At 72.0% G+C, this 22,219-nt stretch carries 20 protein-coding genes and 1 pseudogene; 12 read left to right on the forward strand and 9 right to left on the reverse strand.

Translation table 11 applies throughout. The features are described 5' to 3' along the window. The first annotated feature begins 104 nt into the window (after positions 1–104). From VGD70_RS32140 to VGD70_RS32160, 5 genes are read left to right on the forward strand one after another with little or no spacing between them, the layout of a single operon-like run. Positions 105–1,091, forward strand: coding sequence for a zinc-dependent alcohol dehydrogenase family protein (locus VGD70_RS32140; RefSeq protein ID WP_331088048.1), 987 nt, complete (start codon positions 105–107; stop codon positions 1,089–1,091). Next, complete coding sequence (locus VGD70_RS32145) at positions 1,088–2,431, forward strand: sugar ABC transporter substrate-binding protein (protein ID WP_331088050.1); 1,344 nt, start codon at positions 1,088–1,090, stop codon at positions 2,429–2,431. Before VGD70_RS32140 ends, VGD70_RS32145 begins: the two co-directional genes overlap by 4 nt. Continuing rightward, entirely contained in the window at positions 2,428–3,372 is a 945-nt protein-coding gene (locus VGD70_RS32150; protein WP_331088052.1) for a sugar ABC transporter permease, read from the forward strand. Before VGD70_RS32145 ends, VGD70_RS32150 begins: the two co-directional genes overlap by 4 nt. 1 nt (position 3,373) lies before the next feature. After that, a complete protein-coding gene (locus tag VGD70_RS32155) occupies positions 3,374–4,228 on the forward strand; it encodes a carbohydrate ABC transporter permease (RefSeq protein ID WP_331088054.1) in 855 nt (284 codons plus the stop codon). 21 nt (positions 4,229–4,249) lie between these two features. Continuing rightward, positions 4,250–5,329: a sn-glycerol-3-phosphate ABC transporter ATP-binding protein UgpC gene (locus tag VGD70_RS32160; RefSeq protein ID WP_331088056.1), complete on the forward strand. Its 1,080-nt coding sequence runs from the start codon at positions 4,250–4,252 to the stop codon at positions 5,327–5,329. Between the two features lie 199 nt (positions 5,330–5,528). Here the strand turns inward: VGD70_RS32160 and VGD70_RS32165 are convergent, their stop codons facing one another. Then, on the reverse strand, positions 5,529–6,119 hold the full coding sequence (locus tag VGD70_RS32165) for a hypothetical protein (RefSeq protein ID WP_331088058.1): 591 nt from the start codon (positions 6,117–6,119) through the stop codon (positions 5,529–5,531). 28 nt (positions 6,120–6,147) lie between these two features. On the opposite strand from VGD70_RS32165, the gene VGD70_RS32170 reads away from it, so the two are divergent. Next, the gene (locus tag VGD70_RS32170) at positions 6,148–6,597 is read left to right on the forward strand and encodes a peroxiredoxin (RefSeq protein ID WP_331088060.1); all 450 of its coding nucleotides are present in this window, start codon (positions 6,148–6,150) and stop codon (positions 6,595–6,597) included. A 4-nt stretch (positions 6,598–6,601) separates the two neighbouring features. On the opposite strand, the gene VGD70_RS32175 is transcribed toward VGD70_RS32170, so the two are convergent. From VGD70_RS32175 to VGD70_RS32185, 3 genes are all read right to left on the reverse strand, one after another. Further along, positions 6,602–7,792, reverse strand: a complete 1,191-nt coding sequence (locus VGD70_RS32175; RefSeq protein WP_331088062.1) for an LCP family protein — start codon at positions 7,790–7,792, stop codon at positions 6,602–6,604. A gap of 85 nt (positions 7,793–7,877) precedes the next feature. After that, a complete protein-coding gene (locus VGD70_RS32180) occupies positions 7,878–8,564 on the reverse strand; it encodes an alpha/beta fold hydrolase (protein WP_331088065.1) in 687 nt (228 codons plus the stop codon). After that, positions 8,561–9,328, reverse strand: a complete 768-nt coding sequence (locus VGD70_RS32185) for a TetR/AcrR family transcriptional regulator (RefSeq protein ID WP_331088067.1) — start codon at positions 9,326–9,328, stop codon at positions 8,561–8,563. The genes VGD70_RS32180 and VGD70_RS32185 overlap by 4 nt, the downstream gene beginning before the upstream one ends. A 94-nt stretch (positions 9,329–9,422) precedes the next feature. Here VGD70_RS32185 and VGD70_RS32190 point away from each other — a divergent pair, with 94 nt between their 5' ends. Both VGD70_RS32190 and VGD70_RS32195 read left to right on the forward strand, forming a co-directional pair. Further along, complete coding sequence (locus VGD70_RS32190; RefSeq protein WP_331088069.1) at positions 9,423–10,316, forward strand: SDR family oxidoreductase; 894 nt, start codon at positions 9,423–9,425, stop codon at positions 10,314–10,316. Between the two features lie 203 nt (positions 10,317–10,519). Further along, complete coding sequence (locus VGD70_RS32195; RefSeq protein ID WP_331088071.1) at positions 10,520–11,080, forward strand: nucleotidyltransferase family protein; 561 nt, start codon at positions 10,520–10,522, stop codon at positions 11,078–11,080. 45 nt (positions 11,081–11,125) lie between these two features. Here VGD70_RS32195 and VGD70_RS32200 read toward each other — a convergent pair whose 3' ends face one another. Further along, complete coding sequence (locus VGD70_RS32200) at positions 11,126–12,973, reverse strand: ABC transporter ATP-binding protein (protein WP_414638117.1); 1,848 nt, start codon at positions 12,971–12,973, stop codon at positions 11,126–11,128. A 125-nt stretch (positions 12,974–13,098) separates the two neighbouring features. On the opposite strand from VGD70_RS32200, the gene VGD70_RS32205 reads away from it, so the two are divergent. After that, positions 13,099–14,427, forward strand: coding sequence for a glycosyltransferase 87 family protein (locus VGD70_RS32205; protein WP_331088075.1), 1,329 nt, complete (start codon positions 13,099–13,101; stop codon positions 14,425–14,427). A 6-nt stretch (positions 14,428–14,433) separates the two neighbouring features. Here the strand turns inward: VGD70_RS32205 and VGD70_RS32210 are convergent, their stop codons facing one another. Both VGD70_RS32210 and VGD70_RS32215 read right to left on the reverse strand, forming a co-directional pair. Next, complete coding sequence (locus tag VGD70_RS32210) at positions 14,434–14,643, reverse strand: helix-turn-helix domain-containing protein (RefSeq protein WP_331088077.1); 210 nt, start codon at positions 14,641–14,643, stop codon at positions 14,434–14,436. Positions 14,644–14,775: 132 nt separating this feature from the next. After that, complete coding sequence (locus VGD70_RS32215) at positions 14,776–16,398, reverse strand: ABC-F family ATP-binding cassette domain-containing protein (protein ID WP_331088078.1); 1,623 nt, start codon at positions 16,396–16,398, stop codon at positions 14,776–14,778. A gap of 174 nt (positions 16,399–16,572) precedes the next feature. On the opposite strand from VGD70_RS32215, the gene VGD70_RS32220 reads away from it, so the two are divergent. The 3 genes from VGD70_RS32220 (at position 16,573) to VGD70_RS32230 (ending at position 21,277) form a co-directional block, all read left to right on the forward strand. Then, a complete protein-coding gene (locus tag VGD70_RS32220; protein ID WP_331088079.1) occupies positions 16,573–17,340 on the forward strand; it encodes an SDR family oxidoreductase in 768 nt (255 codons plus the stop codon). A 260-nt stretch (positions 17,341–17,600) separates the two neighbouring features. Further along, complete coding sequence (locus VGD70_RS32225) at positions 17,601–20,096, forward strand: amino acid adenylation domain-containing protein (RefSeq protein ID WP_331088081.1); 2,496 nt, start codon at positions 17,601–17,603, stop codon at positions 20,094–20,096. Then, positions 20,090–21,277 (forward strand): cytochrome P450, encoded by a 1,188-nt coding sequence (locus tag VGD70_RS32230; protein WP_331088083.1) that lies wholly within the window; start codon positions 20,090–20,092, stop codon positions 21,275–21,277. The genes VGD70_RS32225 and VGD70_RS32230 overlap by 7 nt, the downstream gene beginning before the upstream one ends. 33 nt (positions 21,278–21,310) lie before the next feature. Here VGD70_RS32230 and VGD70_RS32235 read toward each other — a convergent pair whose 3' ends face one another. Next, positions 21,311–21,772 carry a type II toxin-antitoxin system Rv0910 family toxin gene (locus tag VGD70_RS32235; RefSeq protein ID WP_331088085.1) on the reverse strand — a complete coding sequence of 154 codons (462 nt, stop codon included), beginning with the start codon at positions 21,770–21,772 and terminating at the stop codon, positions 21,311–21,313. Beyond that, positions 21,759–22,219: pseudogene (locus tag VGD70_RS32240) on the reverse strand (acVLRF1 family peptidyl-tRNA hydrolase); the annotation flags it as partial. The pseudogene VGD70_RS32240 and the gene VGD70_RS32235, both read right to left, overlap by 14 nt.

Here is a 22,219-nt window from a genome sequence, read left to right on the forward strand (position 1 = left end):
GAAAGGTTGACGTAATTCACAGGGAAGTCCTTCAATGCAATGACCACGTCATGTGGTGGACATCTGAATAGGTGCTCAAATGAGCGTCCAACGAGGGAGGCCGCATGCGAGCAGCAATCGTCGACACGCCGGGTTCGATCCGCGTGGGCGACGTACCCGATCCCAAGCCGGAACCACGACACGTGGTCGTGAAGGTGGGCGCCTGCGGCATCTGCGGCACGGACCTGCACATCGCGGACGGACACTTCCCGCCCACCCCCTACCCGATCGTTCCCGGGCACGAGTTCGCCGGTGAGATCGTCCAGCTCGGCGCCGACGTCAGCGGCTGGTCGGTCGGCGACCGGGTCGCCGTGGACCCGTCGCTGTTCTGCGGCTACTGCGGCCCCTGCCGCGACGGGCACGGCAACCTCTGCGAGAACTGGGGCGCCACCGGCGACACGGTCAGCGGCGCGTTCGCCGAGTACGTCGCGGTGCCCTCGGCCAACTGCTACCGGATGCCCGACGACCTGAGCTGGCAGCAGGGCGCGCTCGTCGAGCCGCTGTCCTGCGCGGTGCACGGCGTGCGCCGGATCGGCGTCGAGGCGGGCGAGCGGTTCCTCGTCATCGGCGCCGGCACCATGGGCCTGCTGATGCAGCAGCTCCTGCAGAACGCCGGCGCGGTCGTCACGGTGGTCGACCGGGACACCTCCCGGCTCGGCCGGGCCACCGACCTCGGCGCGCGAGCCGTGGCCGGCGACGTGACCGAGCTCGACGGCGAGCGGTTCGACGCGGCGGTGGACGCCACCGGCGCGGCACCCGCCATCGAGGCCGCGTTCGACTCGCTGCGCCGCGGCGGGCGGCTGCTCGTGTTCGGCGTCGCGCCGGCCGAGGCGCGGATCGCGCTGTCGCCGTTCCGGATCTACAACGACGAGATCACCGTGGTCGGCTCGATGGCCGTGCTGCACAGCTTCGGCCGCGCGCTCGACCTGGTCGCCACCGGCGCGATCGACTCCGCCCCGCTGCTCACCCACACGCTGCCGCTCGAGGAGTACCCGGCCGCGCTGGACCTGATGCGCAGCGGCGCCGGGCTGAAGGTGCAGGTGCTGCCATGACCCGCCCGGCGAGGCTCGCCCTGCTCGTGGTCGCCGCGCTGCTCGGCGTCGCCGGGTGCGCGGGGGCCGGCGCGGTCGGCTCCGGCGGCCGCACGCTGGTCGTGGCGATCGTGGCCAACCCGCAGATGCAGGACGCGATCGAGCTGTCCAGCCAGTTCGAGCACGACACCGGGATCACGCTGCGGTTCGTGACGCTGCCGGAGAACCAGGCCCGGGCGAAGATCACCGCGTCGGTGGCCACCGGCGGCGGCGAGTTCGACGTGGTGATGATCAGCAACTACGAGACGCCGCAGTGGGCGCAGAACGGGTGGCTGGAGAACCTCGAGCCGTACCTCAAGCGGAGCAGCGGCTACGACGAGGGCGACTTCATCCCCAGCATCCGCACCTCACTGTCCTACAAGGACTCGATGTACGCGGTGCCGTTCTACGGCGAGTCCTCGTTCCTGGCCTACCGCAAGGACCTCTTCGCCAAGGCCGGGCTCACCATGCCGGCCCGGCCGACCTGGCGGCAGGTCGCCGACTTCGCCGCCAAGCTCGACGACGCCGCGGCCGGCGTGTCCGGGATCTGCCTGCGTGGCAAGCCGGGCTGGGGCGAGAGCCTGGCCCCGTTCACCACGGTGGCCAACACGTTCGGGGCCAGCTGGTTCGACGAGAACTGGAACGCGCGGCTCACCTCACCGCAGTTCCGCGCGGCGGCGAAGTTCTACGTCAACCTGGTGCGCGACCACGGCGAGGTCGGCGCGTCGAGCGCGGGCTTCTCCGAGTGCGGCACGCGCTACGCCCAGGGTCAGGCGGCCATGTGGTACGACGCCACGGTCATGGCCGGCACCAACGAGGACCCGGCCAGCAGCAAGATCGTCGGCAGGTCGGGTTACGTTCCCGCGCCGGTCGAGAAGACCAAGAGCAGTGGCTGGCTCTACACCTGGGCGCTCGCGATGCCGAAGGTGGCCCAGGACAAGCAGGGCGCGTGGGAGTTCATGCGCTGGATGACCGACAAGCAGTTCGTGCGGTCGGTCGGCGACAAGTTCGGCTGGAACGCGGTGCCGCCCGGCTGCCGCAAGTCCACCTACGACATCACGGAGTACACCGACGCGGCCAAGGCCTACGCCCAGCCGACGCTGGACTCGATCAACGAGGCCACCCAGCAGAACACGATGGCGAACCCCGTGCCCTACCCGGGCATCCAGTTCGTCGGCATCCCCGAGTTCCAGGATCTCGGCACCCGGGTGAGCCAGCAGCTCTCCGCCGCGATCGCCGGCCAGATCTCGGTCGACGAGGCGCTGGCGCAGTCCCAGGAGTACGCCGACACGGTCGGCCAGTCCTACCGGGAGACGCGATGACCTCCTCAGTCCTGCCCTCGAGCGTGGCGGCGCCGGCCGAGTCGGCGTCGGCGCCGAAGCAGGCGAGCGGCATCCGCAGCGCTGCGTGGAGGCGGCGCCTGCCCCTGCTGCCCGCGCTCGTCTTCACGATCGTCGTGACGCAGATCCCCTTCGTGCTCACGGTGATCTACTCGTTCCAGTCCTGGAACCTGGTGCGGCCCGGCTCGCGGCACTTCGTCGGGCTGCAGAACTACCTCGACGTGTTCGTCGACAGCCAGTTCCGCACCGCGCTGCTCAACACGGTGGTGCTGACGATCGTCAGCGTGCTGCTGTCGCTGCTGATCGGGCTCGGCCTCGCGGTGCTGCTCGACCGCAAGATGATGGGCCGCGGCGTGGTCCGCACGCTGCTGATCACGCCGTTCCTGATCCTGCCGGCGGCCGGCGCGCTGCTGTGGAAGACGACGATGTTCGACCCGACCTACGGCCTGCTGAACTTCGTGTTCGGCGGGTCCACCGACTGGCTGGCGGAGTACCCGCTCGCGTCGGTGATGACGCAGGTCATCTGGCAGTGGACGCCGTTCATGACGCTGCTGATCCTGGCCGGCCTGCAGAGCCAGTCCAAGGAGGTGCTCGAGGCGGCGCAAGTGGACGGTGCGGGCAAGTGGCGCACGTTCGTGTCGATCACGCTGCCGCAGCTGTCCCGGTACCTGCAGCTGGCCACGCTGCTCGGCGCCATCTACATCGTGAACAGTTTCGACGCGATCTTCCTGATGACCCAGGGCGGGCCGGGTATCGCCAGCACCAACCTGCCCTACTACATCTACCAGCGGGCGTTCCAGGGCTTCGACATCGGCCAGTCCTCGGCGATGGGCGTGGTCGTGGTCATCCTGACCATGATCGTGGCGACCTTCGCGCTGCGGCTGATGTTCCGGACGTTCTCGGTGAGCGGCGGGGTGAAGTGACATGACCACTGTAGACAGTGCGGTTCCCCTGCGGCGCAGGCGCAAGCGCAGGATCGGCCCGGTGTCGCTGTCCGCGCTCACCTGGGTGCTCGCCATCCTGTTCGTGTTCCCGCTGATCTGGATGATCCTCACGTCGTTCAAGCAGGAGGCCGACGCCTACACCGACCCGCCGCGGCTGTTCTTCAAGCCGACGCTGGAGCAGTTCGCCGGGGTCGTCGACCGCGGCTTCCTGCCCTACCTCGCGAACTCCGCGTTCGTGACGGTGCTGGTGACGTTCGTCGTGCTGCTGTTCGCGATACCCGCGGCGTACGCCTTGTCGCTCGCACCGGTGAAGGGCACCAGCAACGCGCTCGGCTTCTTCCTGTCCACCAAGATGCTGCCGGTCGTCGCGGCGATCATCCCGCTGTACGTGATCTCGCAGAACCTCAAGCTGCTGGACAACGTGTGGGCGCTGATCATCCTGTACACGTCGATGAACCTGCCGCTCGCGATCTGGATGATGCGGTCGTTCTTCCTCGAGGTGCCGACCGAGATGATCGAGGCGGCCCGGGTCGACGGGGCCAACCTGCCGACGCTGCTGTACAAGATCATCCTGCCGGTGGTGGCGCCCGGCATCGCGGCCACGGCGCTGATCTGCGTGATCTTCTCGTGGACCGAGTTCTTCTACGCGGTGAACCTCACCGCGGCGCGCGCCGGCACGGTGCCGGTGTTCCTGGTCGGCTTCATCACCAGCGAGGGCCTGTACTGGGCGCAGCTGTCCGCGGCGGCGCTGCTGGCCTCGCTGCCGGTGATGATCGTGGGCTGGATCGCGCAGAACCACCTGGTGCGGGGCCTGTCCATGGGCGCCGTCAAGTGACCCGCTGGCAAGGAGTTCATCATGGCTGAAGTCGTGTACGCAGAGGCCTCGCGGGTCTACCCCGGGGCGCACCAGGTGCGGGCCGTCGACCGCCTGGACCTCGCGGTGCCGGACGGGGAGTTCCTCGTGCTGGTCGGGCCGTCGGGGTCCGGCAAGTCCACCGCGCTGCGGATGCTCGCCGGTCTGGAGGACGTCGACGAGGGCGCGATCCGGATCGGTGACCGGGAGGTGACGGACCTGCCGCCGAAGGACCGCGACATCGCGATGGTGTTCCAGTCCTACGCGCTGTACCCGCACATGACCGTGGCGGACAACATGGCCTTCGCGCTGCGGCTGCGCGGGATGTCCAAGGTGGACATCGCCACCAAGGTCAAGGACGCCGCCGCGCTGCTCGATCTGACCAAGTACCTCGACCGCAAGCCCAAGGCGCTCTCCGGCGGGCAACGCCAGCGGGTGGCGATGGGCCGGGCGATCGTGCGCGAGCCCAGCGTGTTCCTGATGGACGAGCCACTGTCCAACTTGGACGCCAAGCTCCGGGTGGAGACCAGGGCGAATATCGCCCAGCTCCAGCAGCGCCTCGGGACGACCACGATCTACGTCACCCACGACCAGGTCGAGGCGATGACCATGGGTGACCGGGTGGCCGTGCTCAAGGACGGGGTGCTGCAGCAGATCGCCGCGCCGCGCGAGCTGTACGACCGGCCGGAGAACGTGTTCGTGGCAGGCTTCATCGGCTCGCCGGCCATGAACCTGAGCACCCGCCCGCTCACCGACACCGGCGTGCGCCTCGGCGATCTCGAGGTGCCGCTGTCCCGGTCCACCCTGGACGCCGGCCTCACGTCGGTGACGCTGGGCGTGCGTCCGGAGGCCCTGCGCCTGGCCGGCCCCGACGACCCGGGGTTCGCCCTTCGGGTCGAGCTGGTGGAGGAACTGGGCGCCGACGCGTACCTCCACGGCAAGCTGGAGACCGGCGACCGCATCGTGGTCCGCGTCGACGGCCGCACCCCACCCCGCCTGAACGAGTCGGTCCACGTAGCCCTCCGCGACGCGACCGAGATCCACCTGTTCCACCCGGAGACCGGACTACGCCTGGAGAACTGAGCCCGCCCCCGGCGAGCGGCGACTGCTGCGGCAGGACGCCGCTCGCCTCCGGGCGCGGCCCGCGGATAGCGCGGGGGGTTCGGTGCGGAGTGCGTGGAGCCGTCTGCCGTGACCGGGCGCGCCGTGGCGTGGCCGCTGCCGGGCGGCGAACGCGAATGGTCGCGGATCGCCGGGGGCCGTGGCGCCGGAATGGTTGGGCTCAGTGCAGCGTCAGGAACACCGCGCCGCCGGCCAGTGGGCCCAGGAGGGCGCCCGCCACGACCTGCGGCACGGTGTGGTCGGCGACCGCCACGCGGGACCAGCAGACCAGGGCCACCAGGAGGGTGAGCAGGAGCAGCCACGGGCCGTAGAGGAACGCCACCATCGCCACCGCGCCGGCGGCGACCGTCGCGTGGACCGAGATCTTCCACCAGCGGGTGATCACCAGGCAGGCCACCAACGTGAGGATCATCGACCACGCCAGGGCCACCACCTCGCGCGGGGCGCCGCCCACGAGCATGATCGCCATGCCGGCCGCCGCGGACAGCAGGCACACCAGCAGCGGCACGGTCCGGTGGGCGCGGTCGCGTACCCAGTGCCCGTCCCAGTGGCCGCGGCGGGCGCCGCGGACCACGAAGGCCATCGGCAGGACGCTGTAGAACACCGCCACCAGCACGCCCCAGCCGAGCGTGGCGACGACGTCCGCGCCGGTCGCGTGCCAGGCCACCGCCAGCGGCAGCGCCACCACCACGACCGCGGGCGACAGGACCTCGGTCACGACTCGCGCCGCCAGTGGCCCGGTAGTGTCCATGGCACCCAATGTCCCACGAAGGAGACCGATGAAGGCCGGCGAGCAAGCCCCCGACTTCGAGTTGCCCGACGAGACCGGCACTCCCCGCAAGCTGTCCGACCTCCTCGCCGACGGGCCCGTCGTGCTGTTCTTCTACCCGGCCGCCATGACCAAGGGCTGCACCGCCGAGTCCTGCCACTTCCGCGACCTCGCCGCGGAGTTCGCCGCCGTCAAGGCGACCCGGGTCGGGATCAGCCCGGACGACGTCGCGAAGCAGCAGGCGTTCAGCGAGCAGCACTCGTTCGACTTCCCGCTACTGTCCGATCCGGACGGTGCGGTCGCCACCCAGTTCGGCGTGCGGCGCGGCTTCGGCCCGCTGCTCACCCGGCGGCAGACCTTCGTCATCGACACCGACCGGACCGTCCTCGAGGTCGTCAAGAGCGAGTTCCGCATGTCGGTACACGCGGACCGCGCCCTCGAGGTCCTCAAGGCCCGCTAGGTTTCTACTTGCTGATCGCCTCCGGCGGGATCGTCGCGTCCGTGCGGAGCGCGTCGAACAGCTGCTTGGACTTCGCGTCGTCCCAGTGTTTGGCCGACGAGTCGGTGACCGGCACCGTCGTGGTCACCGTGCTGCCGTCGGAGATGCCGCCCATCGCGAGGCCGAGGCCCACCAGGTTGTGCAGGTGGTCGCCCTCGTCGAGGGTGAGCGCGCCGGGCACGTTGGACAGCAGCGGGAACAGGTAGAACGGGTTCAGCAGCGTGCCGGGGCTCGCGATCTCCGACGCCAGCGCGCCGATGAACTTGCGCTGGTTCACCACGCGGTCGAGGTCCGACCGCGGGGTGGCCGAGCTGTAGCGCATCCGCACGAACGCCAGCGCCTGCGGGCCGTCGAGCTTCTGCAGGCCCGGCTTGATCGTGGCGCCGGTCTTGGTGTCGTGCATCTCCTGGTCGATGTTCATCTCGACGCCGCCGATCGCGTCGACGATGTTGGCGAACCCGCCGAAGCTGATCTCGGCGTAGTGGTCCATCCGCAGCCCGGTGGCGAGCTCGACGGTCTGCACGAGCAGCTTCGCGCCACCGAGGGCGAACGCGGCGTTGATCTTGCTGGTGCCGTGCCCGGGAATCTCCACATTGGAGTCACGGGGCAGGCTCAGCAGCGTCGCGGGGGTGCTGTTGTCCGGCAGGTGCGCGACGAGGATCGTGTCGGTCCGCTTGCCGCCGGCGTCGCCGGTGGCCAGCTTCGCCTTCTCCTCCGGGGTCAGCCCCTCCCGGCTGTCCGAGCCGACGATCAGCCAGTTGGTGCCGGCGGCCGCGGCGGGCCGGCCCGGGTAGTCCGCCAGCGCGGCGACCCGGTTGATCGACGTGTCCAGCCAGAACCACACGCCCGCGATGGCCACGAGGATGACCAGCAGCACGATCCCGATCGTGCGGCCGACCCGGCGGCGCTTGCGCGGGCGGCGCGGCGGCGGAGGCGGGCCGTAGCCCTCTTCGGGAGGCCCGTAGTTGTCCGGCGGCGGGCCGTCGTAGCGGCGCTGGCCCGGTGGCCGGCCGCGCGGGTCCTCGGTCGGTGGCATGGGCAGTGCCCGGGTCTCGTGGTACTCCGGGCGCCGGCTCTGACCCTGCGGGCGGCCGTAACCCGGCCCGCCCCCGTACTCGGGTCGTCGCGGCGCTCCCTGCTGGTGGCCGTAGCTCATTTCCCCGCCTTCCCGTCGATACCCAAGACGTGGGTACCGCAGTCGAGGTTGCGCGCTGGTTCGGGCACACCGTACGAGACCGGCATCAGAGCGGCACGATCAACCCGCCCGGCGAGGGCTTGGCCAGCGCACTCGCGATAACATGATCCATTTCGGTGACGCCGAGGACGCCGAGCACGAACCGCCGGACCAGCAGCCGCCAGTCCTTGGCCCGGCGCAGCATCGCGTGCGACTCGTCGCGCACCTCGAAGCGGCAGACCGCGTCGGTGACCTCCTTGGCGCGGACCGCGTACGCGAGCGACAGGGCCGGCTCGGTGACCGTGTCCTGGTCGCCGTGCGCGATCAGGACGGTCCGCCCGGCGAGCTGGTCGACGCGGTCGGTCTCCGGTGTCCACGGCGCGAGCGCGCACACCGCGACCACCGCCGGGGCGTCGGCGACCCGCAGCGCGACGCGGCCGCCCATCGAGTGACCGAGGAGCACCACCGGCACCCCGGGATGCGTCCGGCGGATCTCGTCGAGCGCCCAGCGGGCGTCCCGCACGGGGTCGAGGTCCGCCCCGTTCCACCCGCGATACCGGTACCGCAGCGCCCACACCGCGACGCCGGCGTTGCGACCGGTCCACCGCAGGTCACGGGCGAACGGCAGCATCCGCAGGTACGCGGGGCGAAACCGGTGCGCGGGGGCCGTGCTCCGCTCCTCGCCGCCGTGCAGCACGAGCACGACCGAGCGCACCTCGGTCCCGGCGAGCACCCGCACGCTGGGTCTGGTCACGAGCCCACCTTCCGCGAGTCGACCAGTGTCTCGACGCCGTCCAGGACCCGCCGCAGCCCGAAGTCGAAGGGGTCCACCCAGTCGAACTCCTCCTTGTGCCACAGCTCGGTGAGCGCGGGGAAGCGCTCGGCGGTGAGGCGGCCGTCGAGCAGCGGCGCGAGCTCGGTCCAGAACTGCTCGTCGGACAGGCCGGTGCGCTGCTGGGCCCGGGTGGAGTCGACGAGCTGCCGGGCGACGCCCTGCGCGTAGCCGGTGACGAGCTGGACCACCGCCATCCGCTCGCCGCCCGTGAGGCCGATCCCGTCGAGCGCGCGGAGCACGGCGTCGAGCGCGGCGGCCTGGTTGGGGCCCATCGCGCCCCTGGTCAGCGAGGTGCGCAGCAGCCACGGGTGCTTGAGGTAGCCGTCGAGGCTGATCCGGGCGAGCCGCTCGAGGCCGGCCCGCCAGCCGCCGGTCCCGAGGTCCAGCGGCAGGTCCTCGCCCATCACGGTGTCGAGCATGAGGTCCTGCAGCTCGGCCTTGGACGGCACGTACCGGTAGAGCGACATCGTGCCGACGCCGAGCGCGTCGGCCACCCGGCGCATCGAGAGGCCGTCGAGCCCTTCGGCGTCGGCGACCTCGATGGCGGCGGCGACGATGCGGTCCACGGACATGCCCGGCTTTCGGCCCCGGCTCGGTGGCGGCTTGGTGCCCCACAGCAGTTCCATGCTGCGCGCCGCGGCGGCCGAGCCGCCGAAGGCCACGGAAGTGTCGTCCTCGGTCATCGTGCGCCCATCGTAGAAGGCGGCATTTGCGTACACCGCACCCAGTTGTGTTACCTTATTTGCGTACAGCGTACCCATATTTGAGGAGCTCTCGATGACGATCTTGGTGACCGGCGCGACGGGGCAGGTCGGCCGGCACGTGGTGACGCAGCTCGCCGCGGCCGGCGAGCACGTGCGGGCGATGACCCGGGACCCCGCGCGGGCCGTGGTGCCTGCCGGGGTGGAGGTGGTGCGGGGTGACCTGCTGGAGCCGCCGAGCGTCGCCGCGGCGCTGCGCGGGGTGTCCGCGCTGTACCTGTTCCCCGAGCCCCGGACCGCGGCGGCGGTGGTCGACGCGGCCGTGCGGGCCGGGGTGCGGCGGATCGTGACGCTGTCGTCCGGGGCGGTGTCGGCCGGGTTGGACACGGACTTCCAGCTGCCGGTGGAGAAGGCGGTGGAGGCGTCCGGGTGCGAGTGGACGCACCTGCGGCCGGGCGAGTTCGCGTCGAACTCGCTGAAGCTGTTCGGGCCGCCGATCCGGGCGTCGCGGGTGGTGCGGTACTGCAACCCGGACTGGCGCGGGCTGCCGATCCACGAGGCGGACATCGCGGCGGTCGGGGTGGCGGCGCTGCTGACGGACGGGCATCACGGGCGGGCCTACGACCTGACGGGGCCGGCGCGGATCAGCGCGCGGGACCAGGTGCGGTGCATCGGGGAGGCGCTCGGCACGCCGGTGCGCTTCGAGGAGGTCTCGCCGGCGGAGGCGCGCGAGATCCTGCGCCGGCAAGGGGGGTGGGCGGCCGAGAACGCGGACTTCCTCACGGGGTTCGAGTCCTACTCGCCCACCTCGCCCACCTCGCCCGACTCGGCCACCTCGCCGGTCTCGCCGGCTTCCGTGGAGGAGTGGGACGAGATGCTGCGGCCGCTGCCGACGGTCGAGCAGGTGACCGGCCGGCCGGCGCGGTCGTACGCGGAATGGGTGCGGGACAACGTGGAGGCGTTCCGGTGATCCTGGCTGACCGGCGGGTCCGGCTGCTGGTGACCGGGCTGGCGCTGCGGTCGTTTCCGTTGGCCTGTGTGGCGCTGGTGATCGCGAGCTTGGCCGCCGGCCCCGGTTTCCAGCCTACCGGCGCGGACCGACAGTTCCTGAGTCGGCGAGGCGGACCTGCCGGATATCGGGGCCGGCGGCCACGACGTCGCTAGGCTGGGGGCGTGAACGTGGCGGGAGTGCTGCTGGCGGCCGGCGGTGGGCGGCGGTTCGGGATGCCGAAGGCGTTGGTGCGCCACCAAGGCCGGCTCTTCGTCGAGCACGCGGCCGGCGTCCTGCACGACGGCGGGTGCGCGCCGGTCGTCGTCGTGTTGGGGGCGGCGGCCGGGGAGGTTCGGGCCACCGCCTCGCTGGCTGGGTCGTCGCTTGTGGACAATCCAGAGTGGACCACCGGGATGGGGTCGTCGTTGCGGGTCGGGCTGGGGGCGGCCGCGGGGGCGGTGGCGGCGCTGGTGCTGCCCGTCGACACGCCTGGGGTCACCGCTGCCGCCGTCCGCAGGTTCGTCTCGTTGGCCGCGCCGGATGTGCTGGCTCGGGCCAGCTATCACGGGCAGCCTGGGCATCCGGTGCTGATCGGGCGGGAGCGGTGGGCCGACGTCGCCGCGTCGGCGGTCGGGGACGCGGGGGCGCGGCACTACCTCGCCGCGCACGCACCGATCGACGTGCCGTGCGAGGACATCGCCGTCGGTGACGACGTCGACCGGCCCGAGGATCTCGCTCGTTGACACCGCCGCGCGGGCCGGGCCACAGACCCGGCCCGCGGGCAGTTGTCAGGCCGCCGCGGCCGGTTGCGTAGCGAACTGGGTCCGGTACAGATCGGCGTAACGACCCGCCGCCGCCAGGAGCGACTCGTGGTCACCCCGCTCCACGATCCGGCCGTCCTCCACGACGAGGATCTGGTCCGCCGCCCGCACGGTCGACAGGCGGTGCGCGATGACGAGCGCCGTCCGGCCGGCGAGCGCCGACGTCAGCGCCTCCTGCACGGCCACCTCGGACTCGGAGTCCAGGTGCGCCGTGGCCTCGTCGAGGATCACCACCCGGGGCTGGGCCAGCAGCAGCCGCGCGATCGTGAGCCGCTGGCGTTCGCCGCCGGACAACCGGTAGCCGCGTTCGCCCACGACCGTCTCCAGGCCGTCCGGCAGGGACGTGACCAGCGCCTCCAACCGGGCCTGGCGCAGCGCCGCCCAGATCTCCTCGTCCGTCGCCGCCGGCCGGGGGTAGGCGAGGTTGGCCCGGATCGTGTCGTGGAACAGGTGTCCGTCCTGGGTGACGACGCCGACCGTGGCGCGGAGGGCGTCGAACGACAGGTCCCGGACGTCCACATCGGACAGACGCACCGAGCCGTGCTCCGCGTCGTACAGCCGGGGCACCAGCGAGGCGATGGTCGACTTGCCCGCCCCGGACGACCCGACCAGTGCCACCATCTGCCCCGGCTCGGCGCGGAACGACACCCCGTGCAGCACCTCCTGCCCACCCCGCTGGTCGAGCACCGCGACCTCCTCGAGCGAGGCCAGCGACACCTTGTCCGCCGCGGGATAGCCGAACCGCACGTCGTCGAACGAGACCGACACGCCACCGGAGGGCACGGCGACCGGGGACGGCGACTCGGCGATCATCGGCTTGAGGTCGAGCACCTCGAAGACCCGCTCGAACGACACCAGCGCGGTCATCACGTCCACCCGCACGTTCGCGAGGGCGGTGAGCGGCGTGTACAGCCGGGTGAGCAGCAGCGCCAGCGCCACCACCGTGCCGGGCGCGAGCGCACCGGTGATCGCGAGGTAGCCGCCCAGCCCGTACACCAGCGCCTGCGCGAGCGCCGACACCAGCGTCAGGCTCGTCATGAACCAGCGCGTGAGCATCGCCGAGCGCACGCCGATGTCCCGGACCCGCGCCGCGCGCCCGCCGAAATCCTCGGCCTCCTCGCGCGGATGGCCGAACAGCTTGACCAGCGTGGCCCCCGGCGCCGAGAACCGCTCGGTCATCTGGGTGGTCATCGACGCGTTCAGCCCGGCCGACTCGCGCTGCAGGTCGGCCATCCGCTTGCCCATCCGCCGCGCGGGCAGCACGAAGATCGGCAGCAGGACCAACGCCAGCGCGGTGACCTGCCACGACAGCGTGGCCATGACCACGACCGACAGCACCAGCTGGATCACGTTGGTGACCAGGCCGGCGAGCGTGGAGGTGAACGCCCGCTGCGCCCCCATCACGTCGTTGTTGAGCCGCGAGACCAGCGCGCCGGTGCGCGTGCGGGTGAAGAACGCGACCGGCATCCGCTGCACGTGCTCGAACACCGCGCGCCGCAGGTCGTAGATCAGCCCCTCACCGATCCGCGACGACTGCCACCGCTCGGCCAGCCCCAGCCCGGCGTCCAGGATCGCCACCCCGGCGATCGCCAGCGCCAGCCACACCACGAGCGACACGTCGTGCCCGCCGACGACCGCGTCGACCACCCGCCCGGCCAGCAGCGGCGTCGACACCGCCAGCACCGCCGAGATCATCGTGAGCAGCAGGAACACGACCAGCTTGCCCCGGTGCGGACCGGCGAACCGGTAGACCCGGCGGATCGTGCCCTTGTGCAGGCCCTTGGGCGCGTCCGCCGCATGCATGGCGCCGCGCATGAAATGCCAGGTGTTATCCACTACGCCCTCTTTCTCCCCCTGCCTCGTCCTAACGCCGGTCGGCGTGACGGGCTTCCCGTTACCCGGAGAGCGAACAACGGCCCGGCCATCGGTAGCCTGCCCGCGTGGAGCAGACCGGGCAGCGCGCGCGGCGTCTCGACCTGCTCGTCTACGCCGTGAGCCTGCTGTTCGCGGCCGGGAACGCGATGTTCTCGGAGTTCTACGGGTACCGGGTGTGGGGCAACTTCGCCACGGTCGGCTACCTGCTCGCCGCCGCGCTCACCTGCCTCGCCCTATTGTCCAGGACGGACCTGTCGGGCGCCTCGAGTATTGTGCGCTCCCGCTGGACCCCTGTCGCCCTCGCTGGCCTGTTCGCCGGCGTCGTCCCGCTGCTGGTGCTGGTCTTCCGCCGTTCGCCGAGCTTCGTGTGGGGTCAGTGGCCGTGGGCCTTCCCGTCCCAGCCCGAGGTGTGGGTCGTCGAGCGGTCGGCCGACCTGTTGCTGGCCAACGGAACGCCCTACCCCGACCTGTCGCTGCTCGGCCGGCCGCCGCACCCGGACGACTACACGCCCTACGGCCCGTCGATGACCGTGTTCGGCCTGCCCCGGGCGCTGTTCGGGGACGGCGCGCTCACCGACGCGCGGGTCGCGTTCGCCGTCGCGGCCGTGCTGATCATCGTGCTGGCGTTCGCCGTCATGGGGTGGCCGCGGGTCCCCGTGCTCGCCGCACAGCTCGCGGTGATCAGCCCGCTCACCCTGCTCACGATCGTCGTTGCGGGCGACGACATCCCGGTGATCGCGCTGATCGTGCTCGCGACCGCGCTGGTCTACGCCCCCCGGCCCGGGCGGGCGAACCTGGTGTGGGCGGGGGTGGTCTGCGCGCTGGTCGCCACGATGAAGCTCACCGCCCTGCCCGCACTCGGCGTGCTGGCGGTGGCCGTGCTGTGCCACCGGGGCGGCCGCGGCCTGGCGATCTTCCTCGGTACGGTCGTCGCGGCGAGCGCGGTCATCGTGGTGCCCGTGCTGCTGGTCGACCCGAAGTCGTTCGTGGAGCACGTGATCCTCTACCCGGCGGGGCTCGGCGAGGCCGGCTCACCCGCGGCCAGCCCGCTGCCAGGGCACCTGATCGCGCAGCTGGGACCGGCGGGGCACGCCGTGTCGCTGGTGATCCTCGCCGTGGCGGCATGCGCCATCGTCGCGTGGCTCTTGTTGCGTCCGCCGCGGGATCCCGCGGGCGCGACGCTGCGCATCGCCGTCAGTCTCGGGGCGGCGATCATCCTCGCGCCGGCCACACGCTGGGGTTACCTCGTGTACCCGCTGGCGCTGCTGGGCGCGATGATCGGGTTCGCTTCCGTCGGCGGAACGACGCTCAGAGGAACGAACAGGGACCGGACAACCGCGGGACCGACCGATGAACTGGTCGCGGGCCCCGACACCCGCGGCAGCCAACCCTGACCGAAACTACTTCTTCTTCGTGCGGGTGGCGCCGCCCCGGCCGCGCAGCGCAACACCGGACTCCGACAGCACCCGGTGCACGAAACCGTAGGAGCGGCCCGTCGACTCGGCCAGGGCCCGAATGCTGGCGCCCTTCTCGTATTTCTTCTTGAGGTCAGCGGCCAGCTTGTCGCGCGTACTGCCGGTGATCCGCGCGCCCTTCTTCAGATCAGCCACGTCGTCCGCCTTCCGTAGCGTGTGACGGAGGTTTTCTGCTAACACCTGCCGACGCAATGATCGAACACGGAGGCTAGGAATGCCAGGCGAGATCGAAAATAGCTATGAAGTCGGTCACTCCGTCGCGGAGCATCAGGCCAGCTGAACGAGTTCCAGGTAGTCCGCTGACCAGTGATCTTCGGTACCGTCCGGCAACAAGATCACCCGATCGGGCGCAAGAGCTTCCACCGCACCGGGGTCGTGCGTGACGAGAACGACCGCGCCCGCGTAGTTGTGCAAGGCCTCCAGAACCCGCTCCCGGCTCGCCGGGTCGAGGTTGTTGGTGGGCTCGTCGAGCAGCAGCACGTTGGCCGCGCTGGACACCAGGCCGGCGAGCGCGAGCCGGGTCTTCTCACCGCCGGACAGCGTGCCGGCGGGCTGCTCGAGCTGCTCGCCGGAGAACAGGAACGTGCCGAGCAGCGAGCGCAGCTGCTGCTCAGGGGTGTCCGGCGCGGCGTGCCGCACGTTGGACCACACCGACGCCTGGTGGTCGAGCGTCTCGTGCTCCTGGGCGTAGTAGCCGATCCGCAGCCCGTGGCCGGGCAGGACCCCGCCCGAGTCGGCCTTCTCCATGCCGCCGAGCAGGCGCAGCAGCGTGGTCTTGCCGGCGCCGTTGAGACCCAGCACGACCACCCGGGTGCCGCGGTCGATGGCGAGGTCGACGCCGGTGAACACCTCGAGCGAGCCGTAGCTCTTCGACAGGCCCTCAGCGGTGAGCGGGGTCTTGCCGCACGGCGCGGGCTCCGGGAAGCGGATCTTGGCGACCTTGTCGGACTGGCGGACGTCCTCCAGCCCGGACAGCAGCCGCTCGGCGCGCTTGGCCATGTTCTGCGCGGCGACCGCCTTGGTGGCCTTGGCGCGCATCTTGTCCGCCTGCACCATCAGCGCGGACGCCTTCTTCTCCGCGTTGGCCCGCTCGCGGCGGCGGCGCTTCTCGTCGGCGGCGCGCGCGTCGAGGTAACGCTGCCAGCCCATGTTGTAGAGGTCGACCTGGCCGCGCATGGCGTCGAGGAACCAGACCTTGTTGACCACGTCGGCCAGCAGCTCGACGTCGTGGCTGATGACGACGAGGCCGCCGCTGTAGGACTTGAGGAACCCGCGCAGCCAGTTGACGGAGTCGGCGTCGAGGTGGTTGGTGGGCTCGTCGAGCAGCAGCGTGGTGGCCGCGCCCGCGCTGGACTCGGCGGCGGCGAACAGGATCCGGGCGAGCTCCACCCGGCGGCGCTGACCACCGGAGAGCGTCGAGAGCGGCTGGGCCAGGACCCGGTCGGCGAGACCGAGGTTGGCGCAGATCCGGGCGGCCTCGCTCTCCGCCGCGTAGCCGCCGAGCGCGGCGAACCGCTCCTCGAGCCGGCCGTAGCGGCGGATCTCGCGGTCGCGCTGTGCCTCGTCGGCGTGCTCGGACATCGCCGACTGCGCCTTCTCCATGTCGCGCAGCAGCTGGTCGAGCCCGCGCGCGGACAGCACCCGGTCCTTGGCGGTGACCGACAGGTTGCCCTCGCGCGGGTCCTGCGGCAGGTAGCCGAGCTCACCGGCGCGGCGCAGGTCGCCGGCGTAGGGCTCGCCCTCGCCGGCCAGCACGCGCAGCGTGGTGGTCTTGCCGGCGCCGTTGCGCCCGACGAGGCCGATCCGGTCCCCGGGCTGGACGCGCAGGGTGGTGTCGGAGAGCAGGATGCGCGTGCCGGCGCGCAGTTCGAGATCGGTGGCGGTGATCATGCGGAGACTCCGTGAGGGTGGTGATGGGCAGGCCTCGTCCGCCCACCGGTCGTGACCGGCGAGCCCGCCTGCGGCCTAGTCCGTCCTAACCACCACGACTCGAGTCTACGGGTAGCCGCCACCGAGATCGACGGCACGCTGTGCACTAAGCGCGCGCTTAGCTAGAGTCCTCCCATGACCCCAGACTTCAAAGGCAAGGTCGCGCTGGTCACGGGTGCCAGCCGCGGCATCGGGCTGGCGATCGCGGCGGAGCTGGCGCGCGGCGGCGCGGCGGTGACGATCACGTCCAGGAAGCCCGACCAGATCGCGGCGGCCGCCGACGAGCTGCGGGACGAGGTGCCGGACGCGCAGATCCTCGCCGTCCCCGCCAACACCGGCAGGGACGAGGACCGCGCGGAGGTCGTGCGGCGCACCGTGGCGGAGCTCGGCCGGCTGGACGTGCTGATCAACAACACCGGCATCAACCCGACCTACGGTCCCCTCGTCGACGCCGACCTCGCCGCCGTGCGCAAGCTCTTCGACGTCAACGTGGTCGGCGCGCTCGGCTTCGTCCAGCTCGCGGTCAAGGCGTGGATGGCCGAGCACGGCGGCTCGATCGTGAACATCGCCTCGGTCGCAGGCCTGCGCTCGTCGGGCGTGATCGCCGCGTACGGCGCGAGCAAGGCCGCGATGATCCGGCTCACCGAGGAGCTCGCCTGGCAGCTCGGCCCCGGCGTGCGGGTGAACGCGGTGGCGCCCGCCGTGATCAAGACCAAGTTCGCCGAGATGCTCTACACCGACCGCGAGGACGAGGCGGCCAACGCCTACCCGATGAAGCGTCTCGGCGACCCGAGGGACGTCGCCCAGCTCGTCGCGTTCCTCGCATCGGACCAGGCCAGCTGGATCACCGGCGAGACCGTCCGGGTCGACGGCGGCATCCTGGCCACCGGTTCTCTGGGCTGAACCCCTCACCCGACCGGCCCGGTGGAGCGATCCGCCGGGCCGTTTGCGTAGCAGTGTGCGCCGATTCGCGCAGCCCGGACTAGGCCGATCGGGTGATTTCTTGCTCCAACATCGTTAGCCGAATGGAGCCTGGTCGTTACGCGGCGTTGCCGCTACCTTGGCACTTCGTCACCGCAGACCACGTACTCCTGATGGGCCCTGCCCCCGCCCCGGAGTCGTTTCAGGCTGCGCTTTTCCCTTGCGAAAGAACAGGATCGGGAATGAGCACCTCCGACTTATCGGTGGACAGCGACGGCGGTTCGGGGGCGGGCCGCGTGCTCGCCGCACTGGACCGGTGGGCGGCCGAGACGCCCACCAACACGGCCGTCTCGGCGGCGGACGGCACGCTGGACTTCGCCGCGCTCGCGCACAGAACGCGGGCGATCGCCGGGATGCTCGCCGAGCGCGGCGTGCGGCCCGGCACGGTGGTGGGCGTCGGTAGCGGCCGGTCCCGGCTGACCGTGCCCGCCCTGCTCGCGGTGTGGCGGTTGGGGGCAACCGCCGTGCCGGTGGACGATCGGTACCCGGCCGACCGGGTGAACTTCATCCTGCGGGACGCGGGCGTGCGCCTGCTGCTGGCGGACCGGATCGCGCCCGGCGTGGTGCCTGCCGGCGTGCGCCGGGTGGGGCTCGAGAACGTCACCGGCGCCGGCCCGGCACCGGTTGTCGCCGACCTCGATGTCGACCTCGACGAGTGCGCCTACGTCATCTACACCTCGGGCACCACCGGCTGGCCGAAGGGCGTGGAGATCACCTACCGCAACCTCGGCACGTTCCTCGCGGCGCTCGCGGGCCTCGGCCTCACCCCGGGCGGGATGGGCGTGAACCCGCTGTCGCCGGCCTTCGACGGCTGGCTGTGGTGCACGCTGCTGTACCTGCTGCACGGCCAGGGCACCGCGCTCATCGACCTCGCCGACGGCGACGCCGAGCACCCCGACCTCGCCGCGCGGATCGCCGCCGTGGCGCCGCGCACCGTCTGCCTCACGCCTTCGCTGCTCGCCTCGTGCGTCACCGCGTTGTCCACTGTGGACACTGTGGTCGTGGCCGGGGAGCGCTGTCCGCGCGGGCTGGCCGAGCAGCTCGCCGAGGGCCGCCGGATGCTCAACGTCTACGGCCCGACCGAGACGACGATCTCCGCGACCTGGGCCGACAGCGCCCGCGGCGACGACGTGCTCTCGATCGGCCGGCCGCTCCCGGGCTACACCGCCCACGTCCTCGACGACGACTGGCAGCCGGTGCCCGCCGGCTCGACCGGTGAGCTGTACGTCGGCGGGGCGGCGGTGGCGCGCGGGTACCGCAACCGCCCGGAGCTCACGGCCGAGCGGTTCCCCACGCTGCCCTCGGGCGAGCGCGTCTACCGGACCGGTGACCTCGTGACCCTGCGCCACGACGGGCTGCTGGAGTTCGCCGGGCGGCGCGACGACCAGGTGAAGGTCCGCGGGTTCCGGGTGGAGCTGCGCGAGGTGGAACAGGTGGTCGAGGACCTGCCCGAGGTCACCGCGGCGGCCGCGTTCGTGCTGGAGACCGGGGACGCGCTGGGCCTGGCGGCGGTGCCGCACGCCGGTGCGACGGTCGAGGTCGACACGGTGCGTGGCCGGTGCCGGGACCGGCTGCCGGACTTCATGGTCCCCGGCGTGATCGACATCGTGCCGGAGCTGCCGGCCACCGCCAACGGCAAGGTCGACCGGGCGCTGCTGGCCCAGGCGGCCGCCGCGAGCGTGCCGGTGCGCGCCGGCCGCGGCCCGTCCACGCCGCGCGAGGTCGCGGTGTGCGACGCGTGGAGCTCGGTGCTCGACCGCCCGGTCACCAGCGTCGACGCGAACTTCTTCGAGCTGGGCGGGCACTCGCTGCTCGCCGCCCGCGCGGTCGCGGCGCTGCGTGAGCGCACCGGGGTGCGGCTGTCGATGCAGGACCTGCTCGCCCACCCGACGCCGGCCGCGCTGGCCCGCGAGCTGGACCGCCAGCACGCGGGCACGTCGACCGCGGCGGCCGCGACCGCCGGGGCGTGGCTGGTCCCGTGGTCGGAGACGACGGCCGGCAAACCCACGCTGCTGTGCGTGCCGCCGGCGGGCTCGGGCTGCGGCCGGTTCCGCGAATGGCAGGCCGAGCTCGGCGACGCGGTGTCGGTGGTCGGCGTGCAGCTGCCCGGGCGGGAGACCCGGCTCGGCGAGCCGCACCCGGCCTCGCTGGACGAGATCGTGTCGGCGGTGGCCAAGGAGGCCGTCGAGCTCGCCGACCCGGGGCAGCCGATCGTCGTGTTCGGCGAGAGCTTCGGCGGGCTGATCGGCTACGAGCTGACCCGCCGGCTCACCGACCTCGGCCGGACGCCGTCGGCGATGGTGCTGGCCGCGTGCGAGCCGCCGACCGTGCGGACCGACCCGGACGGCCTGGTGGCGTTCGCCCGCCAGGGGCTGGAGGGCACCGAGCTCGACGAGGACACCAGGGACCAGGTCCTCGAGCTGGTGCGCAAGGACGTCACGCTCACCCTCGACTACGAGCTGCCCGCCGATCCCGGCGTGGACAGCGAGGTGCACGTGTGGGGCGGTGAGGGCGACGACCTCGCCGCGCCGGACAAGCTCGACAGCTGGACCCGTTTCCTCGGCCGCGAGGTCGCCCGGCGGCAGTTCTCCGGCGGGCACGTGTTCGCGATGCACCATGCCCGTGAGATCCCCCAGCTGCTGGGCGAGATCGTGACCCCGCAGGGAGTGCCGTGCTGATCGACCTGACCGACAACGACGCGTTCGGTGGCAGCGCGTTCTGGTCCACGATGACCTGGCTGCGCGAGAACGACCCGGTGCACTGGCACGAGTCCGGCGGCGGGTTCTGGGCGGTCACCCGGTACGCCGACGCCGTGGACGTCTACCGCGACTCGGACATCTTCTCCTCGCGGTACGGGATGCGGCTGGACACCAACAAGCTGGCCGTCGCCGCGGTGGCGCAGCGGATGCTGATCGTGTCCGACCCGCCGGAGCACACCCAGCTCAAGCGGGTGCTGAACAAGAGCGTGTTCCCGGACGACATCGAGGACCTCGTCCGCGACATCGTCCGGACGCTGCTCACCGAGGCGCTGGCCGAGGGCGAGCTCGACGTCGTCGACGTGATCCGGCGGCTGCCCACCCGGGTGGTGTGCGCGCTGCTCGGCGTGCCGCGCCCGGAGTGGGACTGGCTGGGCCGGACGATGAACGGCGCGTTCGAGGGCGAGGACGAGGAGACCCGCTCGGGCAACCACGCGGAGATCTTCCTGTACTTCACCGAGCTGCTGCGGGAGCGGCGGAAGAACCCGGGCGAGGACTTCGTCAGCCGGATCGCCACCGACCGCCGCGAGACGGCGGACGGCGAGGCCGAGCTGACCGACGAGGAGATCATCGTCAACTGCAACGGCGTGATGGCGGGCGGCAACGAGACCACCCGCTACTCCGCGGCCGGCGGGCTGCTGGCGTTCACCCAGAACCCGGACCAGTGGGCGTTGCTGCGCTCGGGCGGCCCCGCGGTGATCCCGACCGCGGTGGAGGAGATCCTGCGCTGGACCACGCCGGGCGTGCACGTGATGCGCACGGCGATGCGCCCCACCCGCATCCGCGACCGGGACATCGCGGTCGGCGACCGGGTGACCGTCTGGAACGTGTCCGCCAACCGGGACGAGCGCGCCTTCCCCGACGCGGGCCGGTTCCTCATCGACCGGGCACCCAACCGGCACCTGGCCTTCGGCGGCGGGCGGCACCTGTGCCTCGGCGCGCGGCTGGCGCGGCTGGAGCTGAGCGTGTTCCTGGAGGAGCTGGTCGAGCACGTGTCGTCGGTGGAGCTGATCGGCGAGCCGGACTACACGGCGTCCAACTTCACCTGGGGCTGCCGGTACCTCCCGGTGCGGTTGACGCCGAGCCTGGTGCCCACCGCCTGACCTCGGGTCGGGGGTCGCCCTGGCCGCTCGGGTTCACACCAGGGCGGCCAGGGCGGCGACCGACCTGCGCAGGTCCGCGCGGACGGCGCGGCCGATGGCCATGCCGACCGGGCCGAAGACCGGCCGGCCGGTGACCTCGGCGTCGATGGTGACCGTCGAGCGGTCGGCGCCGTCGGCGCGGACGGCAAGGTCCAGGGCGATCTTGACGCCACCCACGCCGCGGCCGGAGATCGTGAGGCCGGTCGGCGGCGTGTAGCGCTCGACGTGCCAGCGGATCCGGTTGCGCAGGCCCAGCACGGTGACCACCGACGTGAGGTCCGTGCCCTCGGTGATCTCCGCCGGCACCTCGCCGCGCCAGCCCTCGTGCAGCGACAGCCACTCGTCGAAGCGGGACAGGTCCGCGGCCGTGGCCCAGGTCCGGTCGGGCGGCGCGGGCACCGACACGGACGCGTTCACCTTGGCCAACCGGACCTCCTGGGCATCAGGTACCAGCATCCCGCACGGCATCCGTCACGACGACATCCCGCACGACGATCTCGACGGACCGCGCGCGCCGGGCGGCGGCGTCGAGCACCGAGCGGCGCGGCTCGGGAACGTCGAGTACCCGCGGCTCGGCGCGGGCGAACAGCGTCGCGAGCCTCGGCTCCGCGCGCAAGGCGTCCAGCGCCTTCTGGTCCCCGCCGAGCACCACCGCGTCCAGTTCGGACAGTTGGGGCACGAGCAGCGCGGCGGCATCGGCGGCGGCGGCCTCCAGCGCGACCCTGGCCTGGCCCGCGCGCCGGCGGGCGAACCGGTGCTGGGACCAGCCGCCGGTCGGTCCGGGACGCCTCGACGACCCCGTCGCGGGCCACGCCCACGCTGTGCCCGCCCAGCCGCACGAGCAGCAGGCCGACCCGGCGCGGCACCAGCAGGTGCGCGACCAGCGGCTCGATCGCGAGCCCG

It is taken from the genome of Actinophytocola sp. (assembly GCF_036402745.1).
In the GTDB taxonomy this organism is placed as follows: Bacteria; Actinomycetota; Actinomycetes; order Mycobacteriales; family Pseudonocardiaceae; genus Actinophytocola.

Excerpts from the sequence above, each read along its gene's own strand:
- VGD70_RS32140 (WP_331088048.1), top strand. The coding sequence starts at position 105 with ATGCGAGCAGCAATCGTCGACACGCCGGGTTCGATCCGCGTGGGCGAC.
- VGD70_RS32145 (WP_331088050.1), top strand. The coding sequence starts at position 1,088 with ATGACCCGCCCGGCGAGGCTCGCCCTGCTCGTGGTCGCCGCGCTGCTC.
- VGD70_RS32150 (WP_331088052.1), top strand. The coding sequence starts at position 2,428 with ATGACCTCCTCAGTCCTGCCCTCGAGCGTGGCGGCGCCGGCCGAGTCG.
- VGD70_RS32155 (WP_331088054.1), top strand. The coding sequence starts at position 3,374 with ATGACCACTGTAGACAGTGCGGTTCCCCTGCGGCGCAGGCGCAAGCGC.
- VGD70_RS32160 (WP_331088056.1), top strand. The coding sequence starts at position 4,250 with ATGGCTGAAGTCGTGTACGCAGAGGCCTCGCGGGTCTACCCCGGGGCG.
- VGD70_RS32165 (WP_331088058.1), bottom strand. The coding sequence starts at position 6,119 with ATGGACACTACCGGGCCACTGGCGGCGCGAGTCGTGACCGAGGTCCTG.
- VGD70_RS32170 (WP_331088060.1), top strand. The coding sequence starts at position 6,148 with ATGAAGGCCGGCGAGCAAGCCCCCGACTTCGAGTTGCCCGACGAGACC.
- VGD70_RS32175 (WP_331088062.1), bottom strand. The coding sequence starts at position 7,792 with ATGAGCTACGGCCACCAGCAGGGAGCGCCGCGACGACCCGAGTACGGG.
- VGD70_RS32185 (WP_331088067.1), bottom strand. The coding sequence starts at position 9,328 with ATGACCGAGGACGACACTTCCGTGGCCTTCGGCGGCTCGGCCGCCGCG.
- VGD70_RS32190 (WP_331088069.1), top strand. The coding sequence starts at position 9,423 with ATGACGATCTTGGTGACCGGCGCGACGGGGCAGGTCGGCCGGCACGTG.
- VGD70_RS32200 (WP_414638117.1), bottom strand. The coding sequence starts at position 12,973 with ATGCGCGGCGCCATGCATGCGGCGGACGCGCCCAAGGGCCTGCACAAG.
- VGD70_RS32215 (WP_331088078.1), bottom strand. The coding sequence starts at position 16,398 with ATGATCACCGCCACCGATCTCGAACTGCGCGCCGGCACGCGCATCCTG.
- VGD70_RS32220 (WP_331088079.1), top strand. The coding sequence starts at position 16,573 with ATGACCCCAGACTTCAAAGGCAAGGTCGCGCTGGTCACGGGTGCCAGC.
- VGD70_RS32225 (WP_331088081.1), top strand. The coding sequence starts at position 17,601 with ATGAGCACCTCCGACTTATCGGTGGACAGCGACGGCGGTTCGGGGGCG.
- VGD70_RS32235 (WP_331088085.1), bottom strand. The coding sequence starts at position 21,772 with ATGCTGGTACCTGATGCCCAGGAGGTCCGGTTGGCCAAGGTGAACGCG.